General features: G+C 63.3%; 19 protein-coding genes. 13 read left to right on the forward strand and 6 right to left on the reverse strand.

Annotation, left to right across the window (positions count from 1 at the left end):
- Window position 1 precedes the first annotated feature (1 nt).
- The 10 genes from nuoF (at window position 2) to AB0I57_RS03360 (ending at window position 12,915) form a co-directional block, all read left to right on the forward strand.
- Window positions 2-1,300, forward strand: a complete 1,299-nt coding sequence (nuoF, locus tag AB0I57_RS03315; protein WP_358329789.1) for an NADH-quinone oxidoreductase subunit NuoF — start codon at window positions 2-4, stop codon at window positions 1,298-1,300.
- Complete coding sequence (locus AB0I57_RS03320; protein WP_358329792.1) at window positions 1,297-3,726, forward strand: NADH-quinone oxidoreductase subunit G; 2,430 nt, start codon at window positions 1,297-1,299, stop codon at window positions 3,724-3,726. Before nuoF ends, AB0I57_RS03320 begins: the two co-directional genes overlap by 4 nt.
- Complete coding sequence (nuoH, locus tag AB0I57_RS03325; protein ID WP_358329795.1) at window positions 3,723-5,081, forward strand: NADH-quinone oxidoreductase subunit NuoH; 1,359 nt, start codon at window positions 3,723-3,725, stop codon at window positions 5,079-5,081. The genes AB0I57_RS03320 and nuoH overlap by 4 nt, the downstream gene beginning before the upstream one ends.
- The gene (gene nuoI, locus AB0I57_RS03330) at window positions 5,074-5,661 is read left to right on the forward strand and encodes an NADH-quinone oxidoreductase subunit NuoI (RefSeq protein WP_358329798.1); all 588 of its coding nucleotides are present in this window, start codon (window positions 5,074-5,076) and stop codon (window positions 5,659-5,661) included. The genes nuoH and nuoI overlap by 8 nt, the downstream gene beginning before the upstream one ends.
- A gap of 31 nt (window positions 5,662-5,692) precedes the next feature.
- Entirely contained in the window at window positions 5,693-6,496 is an 804-nt protein-coding gene (locus AB0I57_RS03335) for an NADH-quinone oxidoreductase subunit J (protein ID WP_358333096.1), read from the forward strand.
- On the forward strand, window positions 6,493-6,792 hold the full coding sequence (nuoK, locus tag AB0I57_RS03340; protein ID WP_070377679.1) for an NADH-quinone oxidoreductase subunit NuoK: 300 nt from the start codon (window positions 6,493-6,495) through the stop codon (window positions 6,790-6,792). The genes AB0I57_RS03335 and nuoK overlap by 4 nt, the downstream gene beginning before the upstream one ends.
- A 71-nt stretch (window positions 6,793-6,863) precedes the next feature.
- The gene (gene nuoL, locus AB0I57_RS03345; protein ID WP_358329801.1) at window positions 6,864-8,786 is read left to right on the forward strand and encodes an NADH-quinone oxidoreductase subunit L; all 1,923 of its coding nucleotides are present in this window, start codon (window positions 6,864-6,866) and stop codon (window positions 8,784-8,786) included.
- A complete protein-coding gene (locus AB0I57_RS03350) occupies window positions 8,783-10,357 on the forward strand; it encodes an NADH-quinone oxidoreductase subunit M (RefSeq protein WP_358329804.1) in 1,575 nt (524 codons plus the stop codon). Before nuoL ends, AB0I57_RS03350 begins: the two co-directional genes overlap by 4 nt.
- Complete coding sequence (gene nuoN, locus AB0I57_RS03355) at window positions 10,354-11,976, forward strand: NADH-quinone oxidoreductase subunit NuoN (RefSeq protein WP_358329807.1); 1,623 nt, start codon at window positions 10,354-10,356, stop codon at window positions 11,974-11,976. The genes AB0I57_RS03350 and nuoN overlap by 4 nt, the downstream gene beginning before the upstream one ends.
- 216 nt (window positions 11,977-12,192) lie before the next feature.
- Entirely contained in the window at window positions 12,193-12,915 is a 723-nt protein-coding gene (locus AB0I57_RS03360; protein ID WP_358329810.1) for a DUF1906 domain-containing protein, read from the forward strand.
- A 46-nt stretch (window positions 12,916-12,961) separates the two neighbouring features.
- Here AB0I57_RS03360 and AB0I57_RS03365 read toward each other — a convergent pair whose 3' ends face one another.
- Together AB0I57_RS03365 and AB0I57_RS03370 are read right to left on the reverse strand one after the other, a co-directional pair.
- Complete coding sequence (locus AB0I57_RS03365; protein ID WP_358329813.1) at window positions 12,962-14,371, reverse strand: amino acid permease; 1,410 nt, start codon at window positions 14,369-14,371, stop codon at window positions 12,962-12,964.
- A gap of 308 nt (window positions 14,372-14,679) precedes the next feature.
- Window positions 14,680-16,167, reverse strand: a complete 1,488-nt coding sequence (locus AB0I57_RS03370) for an MFS transporter (protein WP_358329816.1) — start codon at window positions 16,165-16,167, stop codon at window positions 14,680-14,682.
- A 121-nt stretch (window positions 16,168-16,288) separates the two neighbouring features.
- On the opposite strand from AB0I57_RS03370, the gene AB0I57_RS03375 reads away from it, so the two are divergent.
- A complete protein-coding gene (locus tag AB0I57_RS03375) occupies window positions 16,289-16,759 on the forward strand; it encodes a MarR family winged helix-turn-helix transcriptional regulator (protein ID WP_358329819.1) in 471 nt (156 codons plus the stop codon).
- A gap of 22 nt (window positions 16,760-16,781) precedes the next feature.
- On the opposite strand, the gene AB0I57_RS03380 is transcribed toward AB0I57_RS03375, so the two are convergent.
- Window positions 16,782-17,132, reverse strand: a complete 351-nt coding sequence (locus AB0I57_RS03380) for a hypothetical protein (RefSeq protein WP_358329821.1) — start codon at window positions 17,130-17,132, stop codon at window positions 16,782-16,784.
- A 118-nt stretch (window positions 17,133-17,250) separates the two neighbouring features.
- Entirely contained in the window at window positions 17,251-18,033 is a 783-nt protein-coding gene (locus AB0I57_RS03385; protein ID WP_358329824.1) for a hypothetical protein, read from the reverse strand.
- A gap of 309 nt (window positions 18,034-18,342) precedes the next feature.
- Here AB0I57_RS03385 and AB0I57_RS03390 point away from each other — a divergent pair, with 309 nt between their 5' ends.
- The gene (locus tag AB0I57_RS03390) at window positions 18,343-19,665 is read left to right on the forward strand and encodes a mannosyltransferase (protein ID WP_358329827.1); all 1,323 of its coding nucleotides are present in this window, start codon (window positions 18,343-18,345) and stop codon (window positions 19,663-19,665) included.
- Here the strand turns inward: AB0I57_RS03390 and AB0I57_RS03395 are convergent.
- A complete protein-coding gene (locus AB0I57_RS03395) occupies window positions 19,613-19,897 on the reverse strand; it encodes a 4a-hydroxytetrahydrobiopterin dehydratase (protein ID WP_358329829.1) in 285 nt (94 codons plus the stop codon). The genes AB0I57_RS03390 and AB0I57_RS03395 overlap by 53 nt on opposite strands.
- Before the next feature lie 16 nt (window positions 19,898-19,913).
- Here AB0I57_RS03395 and AB0I57_RS03400 point away from each other — a divergent pair, with 16 nt between their 5' ends.
- The gene (locus AB0I57_RS03400) at window positions 19,914-20,336 is read left to right on the forward strand and encodes a (deoxy)nucleoside triphosphate pyrophosphohydrolase (RefSeq protein ID WP_358329832.1); all 423 of its coding nucleotides are present in this window, start codon (window positions 19,914-19,916) and stop codon (window positions 20,334-20,336) included.
- A gap of 3 nt (window positions 20,337-20,339) precedes the next feature.
- On the opposite strand, the gene AB0I57_RS03405 is transcribed toward AB0I57_RS03400, so the two are convergent.
- Window positions 20,340-20,639, reverse strand: a complete 300-nt coding sequence (locus AB0I57_RS03405) for a hypothetical protein (protein ID WP_358333332.1) — start codon at window positions 20,637-20,639, stop codon at window positions 20,340-20,342.
- Window positions 20,640-20,673: the final 34 nt, after the last annotated feature.

Below are 20,673 nucleotides of genomic sequence, written 5' to 3' on the forward strand. Positions count from 1 at the left end.
CATGCCTTTGACCCCTGTCCTCAGCCGCTACTGGGACGATTCCTCCTCCTGGACCCTCGACACCTACCAAGGCCACGGCGGGTACGAGGGTCTGCAGATGGCGTTGCGGATGGACCCGGACGACGTCATCTCGACCGTCAAGGACGCCGGACTACGCGGCCGTGGCGGTGCCGGATTTCCGACCGGCATGAAGTGGTCATTCATCCCACAGGGCGATGACAAACCGCACTACCTGGTGGTGAACGCCGACGAGTCCGAGCCGGGCACATGCAAGGACATTCCACTGATGCTGGCCACGCCTCACACTCTCGTGGAAGGCATCATCATCGCGGCATACGCCATCCGCGCCGGGCATGCGTTCATCTACGTGCGCGGCGAGGTCGTACCGGTGCTGCGGCGGTTGCAGGCCGCGGTTGCCGAGGCCTATTCCGCCGGCTATCTCGGCAAAAACATCCTGGGCACCGGATACGACCTCGAGTTGGTGGTTCACGCCGGAGCGGGAGCCTACATTTGCGGCGAGGAGACAGCGCTGCTCGACTCACTGGAGGGGCGCCGCGGCCAGCCGCGGCTGAGGCCACCGTTCCCCGCGGTCGCCGGACTGTATGCGTCACCGACTGTCGTCAACAACGTCGAGTCGATCGCCAGCGTGCCATCGATCATCGTGAACGGCGTCGAATGGTTCCGGTCCATGGGTAGTGAAAAGTCGCCCGGCTTCACGCTTTACTCCCTGTCCGGGCACGTCACTCGCCCAGGACAATACGAGGCGCCGCTCGGGGTCACACTGCGTGAGTTGCTCGAGTACGCAGGCGGTGTCCGGGCAGGGCACCGACTGAAGTTCTGGACTCCAGGTGGCTCGTCGACCCCGATATTCACCGATGCGCATCTCGATGTCGCACTCGATTACGAAGGCGTCGCTGCGGCCGGATCGATGCTGGGCACCAAGGCATTGCAGATCTTCGACGAAACGACGTGCGTGGTCCGTGCGGTGCTGCGCTGGACCGAGTTCTACGCACACGAGTCCTGTGGCAAGTGCACGCCGTGCAGGGAAGGCACCTACTGGCTGGTGCAGATCCTGGGGCGTCTGGAGCGAGGAGAAGGCACCGAGGAGGATCTGCAGAAGCTGCTCGATATCTCGGACAACATTCTCGGCAAGGCGTTCTGTGCGCTCGGTGACGGTGCGGCCAGCCCGATCATGTCCTCCATCAAGTACTTCCGCGACGAATACCTCGCACATTTCGAGCAGGGCGGCTGCCCGTTCGATCCGCATCAGTCCACCCTCATGGCGGGGGTACACGCGTGAAAGCCGAGGCGCCCGTGAGTGAAGAAATCAATATCACCATCGATGGTATCGAGGTCAGTGTTCCCAAGGGCACGTTGGTGATTCGCGCGGCCGAGTTGATCGGAATTCAGATCCCGCGGTTCTGCGATCACCCGTTGCTCGATCCTGTCGGAGCCTGCCGGCAGTGTCTGGTCGAGGTCGAGGGCCAGCGAAAACCACTCGCTTCCTGTACCACGACCGTCACCGAGGGCATGGTCGTACACACCCAGCTCACCTCGCCTGTCGCCGACAAGGCGCAGAAGGGCGTGATGGAGCTGCTGCTGATCAACCATCCGCTGGACTGCCCCGTATGCGACAAGGGCGGCGAGTGCCCCTTGCAGAACCAGGCAATGTCCAATGGCCGGGCCGACTCGCGGTTCGGCGGGGTCAAGCGCACGTTTCCCAAGCCGATCCCGCTCTCCTCGCAGGTGCTCCTGGACCGCGAGCGGTGCGTTCTCTGCGCCCGTTGTACCCGATTCTCCGAGCAGATTGCGGGCGACCCCTTCATCGACCTTCAGGAGCGTGGAGCTCTCCAGCAGGTCGGCATCTATACCAAGGAACCGTTCGAGTCGTACTTCTCCGGCAACACCGTGCAGATCTGCCCGGTGGGTGCGCTGACGGGAACCGCATACCGATTCCGTGCACGCCCGTTCGATCTGGTCTCGAGCCCCAGCGTCTGCGAGCACTGCGCGAGTGGATGCGCTCAGCGTACCGACCACCGCCGGGGCAAGGTATTGCGCCGTCTGGCAGGTGACGACCCCCAGGTCAACGAGGAATGGAACTGCGACAAGGGGCGGTGGGCATTCGCCTACGCAACCGAGCGTGACCGCATCACCTCTCCGTTGATCCGCGGCGAAGACGGCACCTTGTCGCCCGCATCCTGGTCCGAGGCATTGGCTGCCGCCGCGCAGGGCCTGACTGCAGCCAGGGGTAGCGCTGGGGTCGTCGTCGGCGGTCGGTCGACGTGGGAGGACGCCTACGCCTATGCCAAGTTCGCGCGAATCGTACTCGGTACCAACGATATCGACTTCCGGGTCCGTTCCCATTCCGGCGAGGAGGCCGAGTTTCTTGCCTCGAGGGTGGCTGGGCAGCGACTCGCCGTCACCTACCAAGATCTCGAGAGTGCACCGATCGTCCTGCTCGCCGCGTTCGAGCCAGAGGAGGAGTCACCGATCGTCTTCCTCCGACTGCGGAAGTCCGCTCGGCGAAGGTCGCTACCGGTGTACTCGATCGCCCCCTACGCTTCCCGTGGCTTGGAGAAGATGTCGGGCAGACTGCTGAAGGCGATGCCGGGTGCAGAACCCGGGATCCTCGACGCGATCCGTATCGGCGACGCGGACCCAGGCGTCACCGAACTGTTGCGGCAACCGGGTGCGGTGATCATGGTCGGTGAGCGACTCGCCACCGTCCCAGGAGCGCTTTCCGCAGCAGTTCGATTGGCCGACGACACCGGTGCTCGGCTGGCCTGGGTACCGCGTCGGGCGGGTGAACGGGGCGCGCTCGAAGCTGGTGCCCTACCGAACCTTCTGCCCGGTGGCCGACCCGTCGACGATCCCGAGGCGAGGCGACAGGTCGCGGCAGTCTGGAACGGCGTGGACCTGCCGGACGCAGCCGGCCGGGATGTCGAGGGCATCCTGGAGGCGGCGGAGGCGCAGGCTCTCGGAGCGCTGGTGTTCGGTGGCGTCGAGCTCGACGATCTCCCCGATCCGCAGGCAGCGTTGACTGCAGTCGAGGCGGCCGGATTCGTCGTGAGTCTGGAGTTGCGGCACAGCGCTATCACCGATCGCGCGGACGTCGTCTTCCCCGTGGCACCGGTGACGGAGAAGCCGGGAACCTTCCTCGACTGGGAGGGGCGCACGCGCGAATTCGACACCGCCCTCCGCGACACCGGTGCGATGCCGGACCAGCGGGTGCTCCACGCGATCGCCGGTGAGATGGGGATGTCTCTTGGCCTTGCGGACGCCGCGAGCGCACGGCGCGAACTCGCCGAACTCGGCGCCTGGGACGGCGACTTCTCGGCTCCGCCGCGCCACCCCCAGAGGCCGCAGCGGATACCCGGCCCCGGCGAAGCGGTGCTGGCAAGTTGGCGAATGCTGCTCGACTCGGGTCGTCTCCAGGATGGGGAGCCATATCTGGCGGGTACGGCCAGGACCCCGGTGGTACGACTGCCTGCGGCGTCGGCCTCCGAGATCGGTGCCGCTGAAGGGGATCCGGTGACCGTCACCACCGACCGGGGTGCGGTCACCTTGCCGTTGGCGATCACCGATCTGCCGGATCAAGTGGTGTGGCTGCCGTTGAACTCGCCGGGCTCAGCGGTGTACCGGCAGTTGGCCACCACAGCGGGCAACGTCGTCGGCATCCGACGTGCGACAGACTCCGACGTCGTCGTTTCGGGAGGTTCCCAGTGACCGCCGACGCCGTATATCCAGACCCGACGCTGTTCGGCCACGACCCGTGGTGGCTGATACTCGGCAAGGCCGTGGCCATCTTCGCCTTTCTCATACTGACCCCTCTGGTGACGATTCTGGCCGAGCGCAAGATCATGGCCTGGATGCAGATGCGCGTCGGTCCGAATCGTGTGGGACCGCGGGGTATGCTCCAGAGTCTCGCAGACGGCATCAAGCTCGCGCTGAAGGAAGGCATCGTCCCGAAGGGCGTGGACAGGCCGATCTATCTGCTGGCCCCGATAATCGCGACGGTTCCCGCGTTCATGGCCTTCGCTGTGATCCCCTTCGGTCCGGAAGTTTCGATTTTCGGTCACCGCACCGCGCTTCAGCTAACCGACCTGCCGGTGGCCGTCCTCTACGTTCTCGCGGCAACCTCGATCGGCGTCTATGGAATCGTCCTTGCCGGCTGGGCTTCCGGTTCCACCTACCCGTTGCTGGGCGGTCTGCGCTCGACGGCGCAGGTGATCTCGTACGAAATCGCGATGGCCTTGACGTTCGCGGCGGTCTTCCTCGACGCGGGGACCATGTCTACTTCGGGCATCGTCGCGGCTCAGGAGCGCACCTGGTACGTGTTTCTGCTGCTGCCGTCGTTCCTCATATATGCCATCTCGATGGTCGGAGAGACCAACCGGGCCCCGTTCGACCTCCCCGAGGCGGAGGGCGAACTCGTCGGTGGATTCCACACCGAGTACTCCTCATTGAGCTTCGCGATGTTCATGCTCGCTGAGTACGTGAACATGGTGACGGTGTCTGCGTTGGCGACCACGCTGTTCTTCGGCGGTTGGCGTGCCCCGTTCCCGATCGACCTGTGGGCAGGAGCGAACTCGGGTTGGTGGCCGGTGTTGTGGTTCACGCTGAAGGTGTGGATTTTCCTGTTCGTGTTCGTCTGGTTGCGCGCCACCCTGCCGAGGCTGCGATACGACCAATTCATGGGGCTCGGGTGGAAGATCCTCATACCGTTCTCGCTGGCGTGGGTCATGATCGTCGCGACGGTTCGCGCGTTCCGCAACGAGGGCTACGAAGTTTCCTCGATCGCTCTCGTCGTCTCGGGTGCGATCGTCGCCCTGATAGTGCTGGCCGTGCTGTGGAGGCGTCTGCGGCCGAGGGCTCCCGAGCGCGAGGAACCTGTCGAGCCGCAGCCTCGCTCCGAAGCCTCGGCGGAAACTTTGGAGCCGTTTGATCCCATGGCCGGAGGCTTCCCGGTTCCACCGATGCCGGGTCAGACGTTGCCGGCGTTCCACCGCACGTCCGTTTCAGTTACCGCCACAGGCGGCCCGCGCTCCATCGGATCGACCCGGGAGGACGGCAATGCGTAAATTCCTCGGTCCCATAGCAGGTTTCGGTGTGACCTTCTCGACGATGTTCAAGAAGCCCAACACCGAGTTCTATCCCGAAGAGAAGACGCCGACCGCGGAGCGATATCACGGCAGGCACCAGCTCAACCGCTACGCGGACGGGTTGGAGAAGTGCATCGGGTGCGAGTTGTGCGCTTGGGCGTGCCCGGCCGATGCCATCTACGTGGAGGGCGCGGACAACACCGATGAAGAACGCTACTCACCGGGGGAGCGTTACGGCCGTGTCTACCAGATCAACTATCTGCGCTGTATCGGGTGCGGTCTGTGCATCGAGGCGTGCCCGACGCGGGCGTTGACGATGACCAACGAATACGAGATGGCCGATGACAACCGGACGGACCTGATCTACGAGAAGGACCGACTGTTGGCGCCACTCGAACCCGGCATGGTTGCTGCGCCACACCCGATGTCGCCGGGAGCCACAGCCGAGGACTACTACCGCGGCACGGTCACTGCTGGAGCGGAGCAGGCAGCGAACTCCAAAGGTGATTCGTCGCAGAACGACTCCGTAGACGAATCGACAACGGGGGACGTGCGGTGAATCCGGAAGGAGAGGCGACGTGGTGAACGCAATGACGTCCACGGTCGAGCTGGTTGCGGAGCCCTTCAGCGCGACCTCGACGGGGGAAGGGGTGCAATTCTGGATCCTCGGAACCATTGCCGTTATCGGCGCCCTCGGGGTGGTGAGCGCGACCAAGGCCGTCTACTCGGCAATCTTTCTGGCTACGACCATGATCATCATGGCGGTCTTCTACATCGCACAGGGCGCGCTCTTCCTCGGTGTCGTGCAGGTCGTGGTCTATACCGGCGCGGTCATGATGCTGTTTCTGTTCGTGCTCATGCTCATCGGAGTCGACTCCTCGGAATCGCTGGTGGAGAACCTGCGTGGTCAGCGGCTGGCGGCAATCGTGGCGGGTCTGGGATTCGGAATTCTCCTGATCGGTGGTCTCGGTAGAGCTTCGATGTCCGCGTTCGTCGGACTCGACCAAGCCAATGCAGGGGGCAACGTCGAGGGTCTGGCCGAACTCATTTTCGTCCGGTACGTCTGGGCCTTCGAACTCACTGGCGCGTTGCTGATCACGGCGACCATTGGTGCGATGGTGCTTGCGCACCGCGAACGCTTCGAGCGGCGAAAGGGTCAGCGGGAACTATCACAGGACCGGATCCGCGAGGGTGGTCGAGCCACGCCGCTGCCCAGTCCCGGCGTCTACGCACGGCACAACGCCGTCGACATACCGGCGTTGTTGCCGGACGGGTCGTTCTCCGAACTCTCGGTCAGTGGATCTCTGGAGCCGCGCGAGAGCATGCCGCCCCGGGCACTCGGTACTTCGGACACATCCGAACCCGATGCTTCCGCTGAGGAGGGGCCACGATGAACCCCGAGAACTACCTGTACCTCGCGGCATTGCTGTTCACGATCGGTGCCGCCGGGGTCCTGATGCGGCGCAACGCCATCATCGTGTTCATGTGCATCGAATTGATGCTCAACGCCTCGAATTTGGCGTTCGTGACGTTTGCCCGAATGCACGGAAACCTCGACGGGCAGGTGTTCGCCTTCTTCACCATGGTCGTGGCGGCCGCCGAGGTCGTCGTCGGCCTGGCGATCATCATGACCATCTTCCGTTCCCGCCGCTCGGCTTCCGTCGACGACGCCAACCTCCTCAAGAACTGACGGGTTCAGATGACACACATCGACGAGAAGGTGACCTTGCCTGACAACTACGCCCCGATCGGTGGTAGGGCATGAACGAGACGCTCGCGTCGACTGTATGGCTCCTACCGGCCCTTCCTCTCCTCGGCGCCGCCGTGCTGCTGTTGGCGGGACGGCGCAGTGATTCCTGGGGTCATATCCTCGGGTGCACAACCGCATTGGCCTCGTTTGTGCTCGGCGCCATCCTCTTCGTCGACATGCTCGGCCAGGATGCTGCGGAACGGGTGGTACACCAGCGACTGTTCAGTTGGGTCCCGGTCGCGGACCTGCAGGTGAACTTCGGCCTCCAACTCGACCAGCTGTCCATGTGTTTCGTGCTGTTGATCACCGGCGTGGGCTCACTGATCCACATCTACTCGGTCGGGTACATGGCGCACGATCCGGCGCGGCGGCGGTTCTTTGCCTACCTGAACCTGTTCCTCGGGGCGATGCTGCTGCTGGTGCTGGCGGACAACTTCCTCGGCCTGTACGTGGGCTGGGAGGGGGTGGGCCTCGCCTCGTACCTGCTCATCGGATTCTGGCAGTACAAGCCGTCTGCCGCGACCGCGGCGAAGAAGGCGTTCGTCGTCAACCGCGTCGGCGACATGGGCCTTGTCGTTGCCATGATGATCATGTTCTCCACGTTCGGCTCGGTCGAATTCGCCGACGTCTTCACCGGAGCAGAGGGTGCCGGGGAGACGACGCTCACCGCGATCGGCCTTGCGTTATTGCTCGCCGCCTGTGGCAAATCCGCACAGGTTCCGCTCCAGTCCTGGCTCGGCGACGCGATGGAAGGCCCCACGCCGGTGTCGGCGCTCATTCACGCCGCCACGATGGTTACGGCTGGGGTGTATCTGATCGTCCGGTCCAACCCCATTTTCGACCTGGCGCCGAATGCTCAACTCGCCGTCGTGATCGTCGGCGGTGTCACACTGCTGTTCGGTGCGATCATCGGCTGCGCCAAGGATGACATCAAGAAGGCGCTGGCAGCCTCCACGATGAGCCAGATCGGTTACATGGTGCTTGCGGCAGGCCTCGGTCCTGCCGGATACGCCTTCGCGATCATGTTGCTGCTTGCGCACGGCTTCTTCAAGGCAGGCCTGTTCCTCGGTGCAGGCTCGGTGATGCACGGTATGAACGACGAGGTGAACATGCGTCACTACGGAGGATTGCGCACCTTCATGCCGATCACTTTCGTCACTTTCGGGTTGGGATACCTTGCCATCATTGGTATTCCACCGTTTTCCGGCTTCTTCGCCAAGGACAAGATCATCGAAGCGGCGTTCGCCACCGAGGGGTTCGAGGGTGTGGTCCTCGGAACGGTGACGCTGCTCGGCGCGGGGATCACCGCGTTCTACATGACCAGGGTGATGCTGATGACCTTCTTCGGACGCCGACGTTGGACTCCTGACGCAAGCGAAGCGACGGAGGATGTGCACGTCGCAGACCCACACGAATCGCCGGGGGTGATGACGTTGCCGATGATCATTCTCGCGATCGGTTCGGTTGCCGCGGGCGGCCTGCTCAGTATCGGTTCCTCGCTGGAGAACTGGCTGGAACCGGTGGTCGGTGTCCATCACGGCGAGCCGGTACTTCCGGTGTGGGCGATCACGTCGATGACGCTGGTGGTGGTTCTCGTCGGTGTCGCGGTGGCCTATCGGCAGTATGCCGCTAGGCCGGTCCCCGTGACAGCCCCGGTGTCGGTCACTCCGCTCACCACGGCGGCCCGGAAGGATTTGTATGGTGACGCGTTCAACGAGGCGGCATTCATGCGACCGGGCCAAGAGTTGACGCGCACACTCGTCACCGTCGAGGACCGCGGCGTAGACGGCGTCGTCAACGGGTTCGCCCAACTCATCGGCCGCATATCGATGTGGTCCCGGCGCTTGCAGACCGGATTCGTCAGGTCGTACGCGCTCTTCATGTTCGCAGGCGCGGTCGTCCTGATCGCGACGATGCTGGTGGCACTGCGGTGAGCGGCTTCCCGTGGCTGACCGTCCTGTGGGTCCTGCCCCTCGTCGGTGCAGGCGTCGTTCTGGTGTTACCGGTCGACAGGCGCGCGCTCGCGAAATCGCTTGCGGTGGGCGTGTCCCTGGTAGTCCTGTGTCTGGCAGTGGTGTTGGCGGTTCGGTTCGATCCGACGGGCGAGCAGTACCAGTTCGTCGAGTCGCACGCTTGGATTCCGGCGTTCGGCACCAGATACACCCTGGGCCTCGACGGCATTGCGCTCGCCCTGGTGCTGCTTACCGCGGTGCTGGTGCCGGTGTTGCTGCTGGCGGGCTGGAAAGACGGCGAATCGACGCCCGACTACCAGCGCCGTCGCAGGGCCCACACGTATGTGGCGCTGATGCTGATGGTCGAGTCGATGGTGATCATGTCGTTCATCGCCCTCGACGTTCTGCTCTTCTACATCTTCTTCGAAGCCATGCTCATCCCGATGTACTTCCTCATCGGTGGCTTCGGCGGGGCCGGGCGGTCGTACGCCGCGGTGAAGTTCTTGCTGTACAACCTGTTCGGTGGCTTGATCATGCTGGCGGCGGTCATCGGCCTGTACGTGGTGACGGCTGACCAGGGTGGTGTGTTCGGGACTGGAACCTTCGATTTCCGGACGATTGTCGCCGAGGGGCTGGACGCGGACCCTGGCGTATTGAAGGCGCTGTTCCTCGGCTTCATGTTCGCGTTCGCGGTCAAGGCGCCACTGTGGCCGTTCCATACCTGGCTGCCGGGCGCCGCCGTGGAATCCACCCCAGCCAGCGCGGTGCTCATGATGGCCGTCGTCGACAAGGTCGGCACCTTCGGAATGCTGCGCTACGCCGTCCAGATGTTCCCGGACGCAGCAACATATTTCGCGCCGCTCATCGCGACGTTGGCAGTGATCGGGATCGTCTACGGCGCGATACTCGCGATCGGTCAAACCGACGTGATGCGCCTGATCGCCTACACATCCATCTCCCACTTCGGGTTCATCATTCTCGGCATCTTCGCGATGACGAGTCAAGGGCAAACCGGGTCGACGCTGTACATGGTCAACCACGGCATCTCGACGGCGGCACTGTTCCTGGTGGCTGGGTTCCTGGTGTCCCGGCGAGGCACCCGCTTGATCGCCGACTACGGGGGGATACAGAAGGTTGCGCCGGTAATGGCAGGCACCTTCCTCTTCGCCGGCCTCGCAACACTGTCGCTACCCGGTCTGGCGCCGTTCATAAGCGAGTTCCTCGTGCTGATCGGCACGTACTCGCGCTACTGGGTCGCCGCGCTGATCGCGACCCTCGCGCTCGTCCTCGCCGCGATCTACGTGCTGTGGCTGTACCAGCGAATGATGGGTGGCCCGGTCAAGGAGGGCAACGAACAGGTCCGCGACCTCGTCCGCCGCGAGGTGGCCGTGATGGCTCCGCTTGTCGTCCTGCTACTCGTTCTCGGCGTCTACCCCAAACCCGCGTTGGATGTCATCACCCCCGCGGTTGATCACGTTCTCGTCACCGTCGGTGAGCAGGAACCGCCACCGATCGTTGCAGAGCAAGGCCCACAGGGAGGTACACACAGATGAGTCCCTCCGATCACCTCGCAACTTTCGCTCAGGCAGGAACGTTGCGTGCGCCGGACATCGAATACAGCCAACTGTCACCCATGCTGATCGTGTTCGGTGTGGCCGTTGTCGGTGTACTCGTAGAAGCGTTCCAGCCCCGCGGAACCCGCTACGCAAGCCATCTCGTTCTCGCTCTCGGCGGTCTGGTCGCGGCGTTCATCGCTGTCATCCTGCTCGCGGGCACCCGAGACTCGGCTGTCGCGGGTTCGGTCGCCGTCGACGGCCCGACCTTGTTCCTCCAGGGAACGATCCTGCTGATCTCGATTCCCGCAATCCTGCTCATCGCCGAGCGGAGTGTCGACAGCGGGGTTGCCGCGGCGACAGCGGAGGTGGGCTCGGTGAGGGTCGCGGAAGGTGGAACCGACGCCTTCACGCCCCAGGCCTTCGCCGTCCCCGGCAGTGCTGCCGAAAGAGAGGCCACCAACTCGGCGCCGGGTCATACAGAAGTCTTCCCCCTCACCATGTTCGCTGTCGGGGGGATGCTGCTGTTCCCGGCTTCCAACGACCTTCTAACCATGTTCGTGGCACTCGAAGTTCTTTCGCTCCCTTTGTATCTGTTGTGTGGGTTGGCCCGCCGTCGCCGTCTGCTGTCCCAAGAAGCGGCGATGAAGTACTTTCTCCTCGGGGCCTTTTCCTCGGCGTTCTTCCTGTTCGGTGTCGCCTTGCTTTATGGCTCCGCGGGCACGGTGGAGTTGCCGCTGATCGGTGACGCACTTGCCCGGGGCACCGCCGACAGGAATCTGGCGGTGATCGGTACCGCGCTGTTGACGGTAGGCCTGTTGTTCAAGATCGGTGCGGTGCCGTTTCACTCTTGGATCCCTGACGTCTATCAGGGTGCGCCCACGCCGATCACTGCCTTCATGGCGGCGGCCACCAAGGTCGCGGCCGTCGGTGCGATGCTGCGCATCTTCTACGTGGCTCTACCTGATCTTCGCGCGGACTGGAGGCCCGTGCTGTGGGGCGTTGCGATTCTCACCATGCTGGTGGGTGCGGTCTTGGCGGTCACCCAGACCGACGTCAAACGCATGCTCGCGTACTCGTCGATCACGCACGCCGGATTCATCCTCACGGGCTTGATAGCGGCCGACCGTGCGGGCTTGTCATCCACGATGTTCTACCTGTTCGCGTACGGCTTCACCACGCTCGGTGCCTTCGCGGTCGTGACCCTAGTGCGAGACAGTAGGGGCGAGGCAACGAACCTGTCACGATGGGCGGGGTTGGGCAGGCGATCCCCGCTGCTGGGCTCGGTCTTCGCCCTTTTCCTGCTCGCCTTTGCGGGAATTCCCCTGACGAGTGGGTTCGTCAGTAAATTCGCGGTCTTCCAGGCTGCTCTTGCGGCGGGTGCAGCTCCGCTGGTCATCGTCGGCGTCATCAGCAGCGCGATCGCGGCATTCTTCTACGTACGCGTCATCGTGCTGATGTTCTTCTCGGAACCGCAGAGCGATGCGCCGACGGTCGTGGTCCCCAGCATGTTGACGGCAGCGGCGATCGCACTCGGAGTGGTGGTGACCGTGGTGCTCGGCATCTTGCCGCAGGCGGCGCTGGATCTGGCGGATCACGCAGCTGTGTTCTTCCAGTGAGCTGGTGTTCTTGCACTGAACTACCGCTGACCACTGCCGAAGCCGTTAGAACTCCTGCGGTGATTTGGTTCGCAAGTGTTCTGTGTGGTTGATGTAACACAAGTGTCCTGCGATATTCGTGTGAATGTGGTGAAATGCAAACCAGACAACATATCGACCAAGCGACACAAGATGTAGGAGACACGCCGAAGCACGAATGATCCGATAGGGGGCGCAGTGCAGATTTCCCGACGAGACTTGTTCCGATATGCGGCAGCTGGAACCACAGTTGCAGGCATCACGGCGCTCTCAGCTACTACGTCCTCGACCGCCGTTGCGCAGCCACGCAGCCTCGGCACTCTGATCGATTTTTCGGGCGGTGTGCCTTCCGCGGCAGCGATTCGTGCGGCCGGATACGACGGCGCTATCCGCTACGTATCGGACCGACGCCCTGGCGCCGAGTGGATGATTGGCAAGCCGATGCGTCCCGAAGAGGCGCAGGCCTTGCGCGACGCCGGGCTTTCGGTGGTGTCGTGCTATCAGTTCGGCAAGGGTGCGACGGCCGATTGGCGCGGCGGTTGCGAGGCGGGCAAACGCCACGCCGCTCGTGGACTCGAATTGCATCTTGCCGCAGGAGGCCCGGAGAACCGTCCGATCTATGCAGCGATCGACGACAATCCGACGCTCATCGAATTCGCCACGATGATCGCTCCCTACCTCCTCGGATGGCAGTCGGTGGTGGGCAAGGCCAATACCGGCATCTACGCCAACTCCGGGACGCTGGACCTGGCGATGCTCACCGGCCTCGGATCGTGGTACTGGCAACATAATTGGGGCACACCGGCGGGATATGTGCACCCGAGGGCGCATCTGCACCAGTACGAGATCGACAAGCGCAGTGTGGACGGGGTCGGCATCGACCTGAACGACATCCTCCAGCCCGACTACGGTCAATGGTGATCGTCCTCGCGTATTCACGCTCGAGTCAGCCGATTTCGTCAGTTCGTCAGGAAGCTTGGTTCGCGGGTACAGACTCGTCGGGTGTCAGCTGTGGTCGCACCCACAGCCTGTGGGCGAGAGCGAGAAGAGCCAGCCACACGACCCCGACCACCAGTGCCACGCGCGTATCGGCGTCGAAGCCGATCACCGCCATGACGAACAGCAAGAAGGCGATCACTATCAGCTGACCGTACGGCCACAACGGCACCGGGAATTTCAGCTTTGCGACCTCGGCCGGCTCCATCCGTCTCCGGGAGCGGTAGTGCGACGCCAGGATCATCAGCCAGACGAAGACCGTGGCAAACGTAGCGATCGAGGCGATGACGAGGAACACCCTGTCTGGGATGACATAGTTGAGGAGCACTCCGACCAGCAGCGCGACGATCATGATGAGCACCGTCATCCATGGCACCCCGTTGCGGGAGACTTGCTTCATCACTGCCGGCGCCTGGCCGCGCTGAGCCATTCCGAACATCATCCGTCCGGCGCCGAAGACGTCGCTATTGATCGCCGACAGCGCCGCGGTGATGACCACCACGTTCAGAACCGCTGCCGCGGGGCCGATGCCGAGGCCCTCGAACATCTGCACGAACGGGCTGCCCTCGGAGCCGATCGACTGCCACGGGTAGATCGCCATGATCACCGTGAGGGTGAGCACGTAGAACAGGAGGATCCGCACGGGCACCGAATTGATAGCGCGTGGGATCGTGCGCTCCGGGTCTTTCGCCTCGCCCGCCGTGATGCCGATGATCTCGGTACCTCCGAAGGCGAACATGACGATCGCGAAACAGCTGACGAAGCCGCCGAGCCCGGTAGCGAAGAATCCGCCTCCGGACACCAAGTTGCTCGCTCCGATGCTGGTGTCATGGATCCCGAATCCGAAGATCAGGATCGACGTGCCCGCGACGATCATCGCGATGATCGCGACGATTTTGACAAGGGACAGCCAGAACTCCACCTCGCCGAATACTTTGACTCGGAGCAGGTTGAGCGCCCCGATGAAGAACACGATCGACAGCACCCAGATCCAGCGCGGTACGTCTGGGAACCAGAACCCCATGTAGATGCCGAAGGCGGTTACATCGGCCAGGCATACCACGATCATCTCGAAGGTGTATGTCCAGCCGGTCATGAATCCGGCTCGCGGGCCCAGATGACGGCTCGCGTACTCGCCGAACGACCCCGATACCGGATTGCTGACTGTCATCTCACCGAGCGCGCGGAGCACGATGTATATCGCCGCACCACCGATGAGGTAAGCCAACAGCACTGATGGACCTGCGCGATTGATGGCCTCCGCCGATCCGTAGAACAAGCCGGTCCCGATTGCGGAGCCCAGCGCGATGAACCTGATATGGCGTGTTGTCAGACCTCGAGTGAGCGTTCCTCGAGCCGGGGTCGCAGCGGTGTCTTTCACGATCGATCTCCCTGGGCCTTGCTGGTGGATCCGGCAGGTTCGGCCATTTGCGCCGTGTGGTGAGTCGTGCGTCCGTGAGTACGTCTAGCCCTGTACATGCATACGCGCAAGAATCCAATCCGGCCACCCGCGTAGACGGATCGGGAAACTGAGATGGTGGTCCCGCCAATTCCTGGGCCACTGGCCGCAGGCGTCTCATCGACGCTGCATCGTCTGGGGATTTGCAGTCGATCAGGGGAATCTGAAACGCTCCCCGCGGTAGCTGCGATTACCTGTTGTCAGCCGCTTTACATTCGAACCCGGAGGATTCAGCCATGGACGTGTTCATCAACTTTCTCTACACGGTCGCGTCGGCTCTCTTCACTGCATTGTTCATCAACGGGTCCTGAGCCACGTCTGCGCGTGGGGATCAGCCAGGCGAGGGCGAGAGTGACGACCGAGGCGACGATCGACACCAGGAATGTCGCGCGGAACGCGTCGAGTGAGGGGATCACCGCAGTGCCCACGGTGACCGTCATGCCCGCCAGGATCACGCTGACGACGGCCGCGGACGTGGACGTACCGATGGATCGCATCAGTGAGTTCAATCCGTTCGCGGCGGCGGATTGGGTGACCGGTACCGCGCCCATGATCAACGCGGGCATCGCGGCGTAGGACAGGCCGATACCGGCGCCGACCATCATTCCCGCGAGCATCACCTGCCAGACGGCGGACACGGTGAAGTAGGCCATTGCGTAGCCGGCGCCGATCACGACAGCGCCGATCATCAGCGTGACCCGCGGACCACGCCAGGCCGAGATTCGTGCCGAGACTGGTGACAGCGCCATCATCACCAGACCACCGGGCGCGAGCACCAGGCCGGCGATGGTCATTGGCAGGCCGAAGCCGTATCCGGTGGACTCGGGAGCCATCAGCAATTGGGGGAAGGCGAGTGACGTCCCGTACATCGCGAAACCGACCGCCACCGACGCGAAGTTGGTGAACAAGACCTGCGGCCTCGCGCTCACCCTGAGATTCACGAGTGGTTCGGTGACACGGAGTTCGTAAAGACCCCATCCGAGCAGGCTCACCAGCGAGACTGCGAACAGTCCCAGAGTGAGTGAACTCGACCATCCCCAGGTCCCGCCTTTCGTGATGGGCAGCAGGAGCGTGACCAGGACGAGACTCAGCCCCATAGCGCCGACGAGATCGAAGCGCCCGCGTCGACGCACCGGCGATTCAGGGATGAGGAGCACGGTCAGGGCAATGCAAACGGTGCCGAGGACGCCTGAGACCACGAACAACATGTGCCAGTCGGCATACTGGGCGATCGCAGCGGCGATAGGCATTCCGATGGCAGCACCGACGCCAAGGGTTGCACTCATGACGGCCATCGCGCCGCCGACCTTCTTCGGCGGAAGCACGTCGCGGAGGATTGCGATGCCGAGGGGGATGGCGCCTACCGCCGCGCCCTGCAGTGCCCGCCCAACGATGATCGGCATCAGTGAGTTCGCAATCGCGCACACCACTGATCCGACAACGAGTGAAACGAGGCTGCCGATCATGACTCGGCGCTTGCCGAACATGTCGCCCAGTCGCCCGCTGATCGGTGTGATGACGGCTCCGGCGAGGAGAGTGGCTGTGACGGCCCACGAGGTGTCGGCGGGAGTGGAGTCGAGGAGGTGGGGTAGCAGCGGAATGATGGGTATGACGAGAGTCTGCATCAGCGCCACTACGACCCCGCACAGTCCGAGAACCGCAAGGATCAACCCAGGCGCCCGACGGATGTCGGCGGTCTCCGTGGGTGCAGAGGTCATGCGGCAACTCCCCGGATGTTCACGTAATCGCTTCGGGCGGGCGGTGCGGAAACAGAATGTGCACACTACACATAATGTGTATAGCGCACAATGTGTCAGGGAGTGCTGAGAACTACTGGAGGTGACAGTGTCTTATCGCGACGCCGTGACGACCGAAATCGAAAACGAGTTGACCCTCCTGTCCAGATATCACGTGCACGCGAAGCGCGGCGGTTTCCAACTCGACAGGTCTGCCTACCTGCTTCTCGGTCGGCTCGAACTCGAGCATCCACTGAGTTTGAAGCAACTCGCGGAGGCTTTCCGCCTCGACATTTCGACGATCAACCGGCAGATTGCCGCGCTGCTGCGCCTGGACCTCGTCGAGCGCGTCCTCGATCCGGAGGGAGGAATTGCGCGCAAGATCGAAGCGACCGCGCTGGGACTCGAACTGCTGCACGCGGACAGAAATCTGGGGAGGGCCGGAATCGAACGCGTGGTTGCCGAATGGAGCGATCAGGATCTGAACGAATTGTCTCGGCTGCTTGCGAAGTTCAATCGCGGGATCGAACTGCTCGAAGGCAACCCATGGCCCCGGACCACGCCGATTCGTTGACCAATGGGCTGATCAATGGGGGTCAGGACTGTACGTGCGCAGTGGCATCCCTGACGAGATCCGGTTCCTCGGCGATGACCGTGAGATGTGGACGATCTCGAGGCGAATCGTGCCATCCCCGCCACGACAACAGAGACCACCGTGAAAGGCCCGACAGTGCAGATCCGAGACTTGCAAACGACGCGGTACTCAGGGCGGAGCCGAAGGAACCGACCGACCCGATAGAGAGCACCGAGCCGATGCTGCCGATGGACAGAATCGACCCGACCGACCCGATCGAAAGTATCGACCCTTCCGAACGGATCGAGAGAATCGATCGCGGGGCGTGCTGTGATCGCAGTGAGTGGGATCGGGTGTGCTTTATCGAGGACATTCCACCGTCTACCACGCGGGAGCGCCAGGCAAACAGTGAAGCGGTGGAAAATACGAACGAGGGGCCCAGGAGATCCGGGGCCCCTCGTTTTCTTCGTTCAGAGCTTGTCAGGCGAGTCCTAAGCGACCTGGAACATCCCTACGGTCGGCAGGAAGGTGCAGCTGATCGGCGCGGCGTCCTCAGGCTGCGTGGTCAGGCCACCCTCGATGACGGCGAGGACACGGCCGGGGCCGGTGTCTGCGATCACCGACAGGGTTGCCGGTCCCTCAGGGTTGATCCTTGCCTCGTCGGTGAGGACCTGAGTGTCGCGCCGTCCGTTGTCGATGTTGATCCACGACACGGTGAGGGGTTCAGCCTGCTCGGGGGCGGGGGGAGCGGTTCCGAGTGCGGTGAATACGAAACCGGCCTGGCCGACGCCGGGGCCGGGTGGCGGCAGTTCGGCGGGGCCGGGGACCGCGAGAGCAGTGCCCACGGAATCCGAGCCCTCGCCGATGCAATTCTGGCCGACGCTCGGGTAGAGGAACTGGGCGATGACCGGCGCATTCTCCATCGGGATCTCGGGACCGCCGCCGCCGCTACCGTCCAGGAACGTGATGACACTGTCGAGAGTGGACTGGATTTCCGGAGGCAGATTGGCCGAATCAAGGATGTTGCGCGCCTGGTCGAGCAGTTCATTCTTGGGTTCAGCGGCAAGATCCTCGGGACCGGCGGCTGCGCCGATGATCGCGGGTGCAAAGGACGCGAGCATCTCCACGGGGAGGCCTTCGGGCACGGGAGGTAGCGTCGGAAGCGCAGCTGACTGCGCAGGCAGTGCCATCGCGGCTGCTGTGGCAAGTGTGAGAGCAGTGACTGCCCTTCTCATACCTTGGGTTCGAAGCACTGTGTCCCCATCCTTGGTCATAACAGCGTGGACGACAACCCATTCCACGTCTGACGGCTTGTGTGGTCGCCCTGCGTTCAGCGGCCATTTGGGTTGTACAGCTCACGACTCGTTCACCGATAGCTGCGTCACCCCGGTGGGAGTGTATTGCATGCAGGTTCCGGCGATGATCCTCCGGTGACCATAGCTTGTGTCATTTGTGGTTAGTGTGAATGTTGATGCAACTGTTACGTGCAGCGATGGACGCGGGCACACTGCCGGAGCGTCCGTCTACGCTGTTCGGGATCGGCTGAGACATATCCACAACACTTCACGGGAGAGCGCCAGACTGTGTCCGACCAAGCAGCGTCCGACCAAGCAGCGTCCGCCCCAACGCAGCGGCGCCCCCGATCTTCGGCCGCGACCGCCATGAACGCTGCGCTGCGCTACGCCCCCGTGCTTCTCGTGTTGTCTGTGCTCGCGCGTCTGGCTTGGACGTTGTTCAGCCCCAACGGGATGAATCTCGTCGACTTGCACGTCTACGTCGACGGCTCCGAATCGCTTCGTGGCGGTAGTCTCTACTCCTTCACGTATTCGGAAGTGACACCTGACTTTCCGTTGCCGTTCACCTATCCGCCGTTCGCCGCACTCGTCTTCTTTCCCCTGCACTTCCTGCCGTTCCCCGTGATCGGTGTCGGATGGCAACTACTCACCGTCCTCGCGTTGTACGCGCTGGTCCGAATGAGCCTGGAGTTGGTGCTCGGTGACGCCGCACGGCGCCCGCAGTGGCGCGCGGCTGCCGTGCTGTGGACCACGGTCGGGGTGTGGTTGGAACCCGTGCGCACCACTCTCGACTACGGACAGATCAACGTATTCCTGGCATTGCTCGTGATGACTGCGATCCGGAGTTCGCGGTGGTGGCTGTCCGGCCTGCTCGTCGGTGTGGCGGCCGGGATCAAGCTGACACCGGCCATCACGGGCCTGTACTTCCTGTTGCGGCGGCGGTGGGCCGCCGCAGCCTTTTCTGGTGTCGTTTTCGCCGGGACGGTCGGATTCAGTTACTTGTTGATCGGCGCGGAAGCACGCCACTATTTCACGTACCTATTGGGCGATGCAGACCGCATCGGCCCGGTTGGTTCGGTATGGAATCAGTCGCTGCGCGGGGCGTTGTCCCGGCTTCTGGGGCGCGATGTGGAGACCGGTGCGCTCTGGCTGGCGGCCGTGGCGGTTACGGTCGTCCTCGCATTGCTTGCCTGGCGGGCGTTGGCACGAGGTGATCGGCTCGGCACCCTGGTCATCGTCGAGTTGTTGGGGTTGCTCGTTTCACCGATCTCGTGGTCGCACCATTGGGTGTGGGTGATTCCGATGCTGATCTGGCTACTGCACGGACCCTTCGGTGCAATGCTCGGAAGTCGTATCCTTGCCGGCTATTGGCTACTCACCACGCTCATCGGTGCTCCGTGGATCCTGAGCTTCCTTCAACCTTCGATCTGGCAGATTTCCCGGCCCGGGGTGCTCTCGTGGCTTGGCACCGTGAATGTCGTAGGCGCAATTGGAGTCTATGTCTACGTTGCCTACGCGGGGCGTCGCATGAAGAGAGAGGCCGGGGCAGGCGCCGCCGTCATACCGTCAGCGCGTCGATCCGAGCGGCAAGATCCAGATCCAGTTGGGTGAGCCCTCCAGCGGAATGCGTGGACAGCGTGTAAGTGACCTTCCGCCATCGGATGTCGATGTCGGGATGGTGGTTGGCAGCCTCTGCGGCTTCCGCGACTTTTCGGACGAGTTCGATGGCGGCGGGGAAACTGGGCGACTCGATTGTGCGGGAGAGGGAATCCCCAGTCCGCTGCCAACCGGGCAGTCCTGCGAGCGCGGCATCTATACATCCGTCTGACAGCAACTCGGCCATACACCATGATGGTGCGATGCCAGTGCGACGTGCAAGGCCCGACATCGAGTCAGGCGAGGTGGTGGCTGCCGCGATCATTGTCGACGGACGGCTGTTGCTCGCACAGCGGACAAGGCCCCCGGAACTGGCGGGACTGTGGGAACTGCCCGGCGGGAAGGCCGAAGCGGGGGAGACGGCCAGGGACGCATTACGCAGGGAGTTGCGGGAGGAACTCGGAGTGGAGGTCACCGGCGGTGACCGGATCGGCGACGACGTGCCCCTGCCCGACGGCCGAGTGCTCCGTGCCTACCGGGTGGAGTTGGTGTCAGGGACGCCGGTCGCGCTCGATCACGCAGAGGTTCGGTGGGTGGACGCTCGGGAATTGAGGGATATCGAACTCGTCGGAAACGATCGCGGGTGGGTTCCGCATTTGCTGCGGCACCTCACCGGCGCGAGCTGACTCTCAGGCAGCGCGGGCCTTCTTCAATCCCTTCTTCAGTTCCTTCTTGGACGCGCCCTCCTTTTCGAGCTTCTTCATCCGCATGATCACCACAGGGCATCGGATACAACGCGTCTTCTTGCGGCAGCACTTCTTCTTAGGGGTGAGACCCGTGACCTTCGCGGCCTTCACCTTGCCCATGATCGGCTCGACCTTCCTGACGCGGCGGACTGGGCGGGTGCACTTCTCAGCCCAAGTCGGTGATGTGTTCGGCCCGACCTCGACTGCCGCGCGATACGGCCGAACCAGCGTGGCGCGTGTCACTTTACGCTGGTGAGGAAGCCCTCGCGAAGTCGGC

This window comes from Rhodococcus sp. NPDC049939 (assembly GCF_040656415.1).
Taxonomy (GTDB): domain Bacteria; phylum Actinomycetota; class Actinomycetes; order Mycobacteriales; family Mycobacteriaceae; genus Rhodococcus_F.

What these genes read in the sequence shown, in the direction of transcription:
- nuoF (WP_358329789.1), top strand. Translation starts at nt 2, where the DNA reads ATGCCTTTGACCCCTGTCCTCAGCCGCTACTGGGACGATTCCTCCTCC.
- nuoI (WP_358329798.1), top strand. Translation starts at nt 5,074, where the DNA reads ATGCGTAAATTCCTCGGTCCCATAGCAGGTTTCGGTGTGACCTTCTCG.
- AB0I57_RS03335 (WP_358333096.1), top strand. Translation starts at nt 5,693, where the DNA reads ATGACGTCCACGGTCGAGCTGGTTGCGGAGCCCTTCAGCGCGACCTCG.
- nuoK (WP_070377679.1), top strand. Translation starts at nt 6,493, where the DNA reads ATGAACCCCGAGAACTACCTGTACCTCGCGGCATTGCTGTTCACGATC.
- nuoL (WP_358329801.1), top strand. Translation starts at nt 6,864, where the DNA reads ATGAACGAGACGCTCGCGTCGACTGTATGGCTCCTACCGGCCCTTCCT.
- nuoN (WP_358329807.1), top strand. Translation starts at nt 10,354, where the DNA reads ATGAGTCCCTCCGATCACCTCGCAACTTTCGCTCAGGCAGGAACGTTG.
- AB0I57_RS03370 (WP_358329816.1), bottom strand. Translation starts at nt 16,167, where the DNA reads ATGACCTCTGCACCCACGGAGACCGCCGACATCCGTCGGGCGCCTGGG.
- AB0I57_RS03380 (WP_358329821.1), bottom strand. Translation starts at nt 17,132, where the DNA reads ATGTCCTCGATAAAGCACACCCGATCCCACTCACTGCGATCACAGCAC.
- AB0I57_RS03385 (WP_358329824.1), bottom strand. Translation starts at nt 18,033, where the DNA reads ATGACCAAGGATGGGGACACAGTGCTTCGAACCCAAGGTATGAGAAGG.
- AB0I57_RS03395 (WP_358329829.1), bottom strand. Translation starts at nt 19,897, where the DNA reads ATGGCCGAGTTGCTGTCAGACGGATGTATAGATGCCGCGCTCGCAGGA.
- AB0I57_RS03400 (WP_358329832.1), top strand. Translation starts at nt 19,914, where the DNA reads ATGCCAGTGCGACGTGCAAGGCCCGACATCGAGTCAGGCGAGGTGGTG.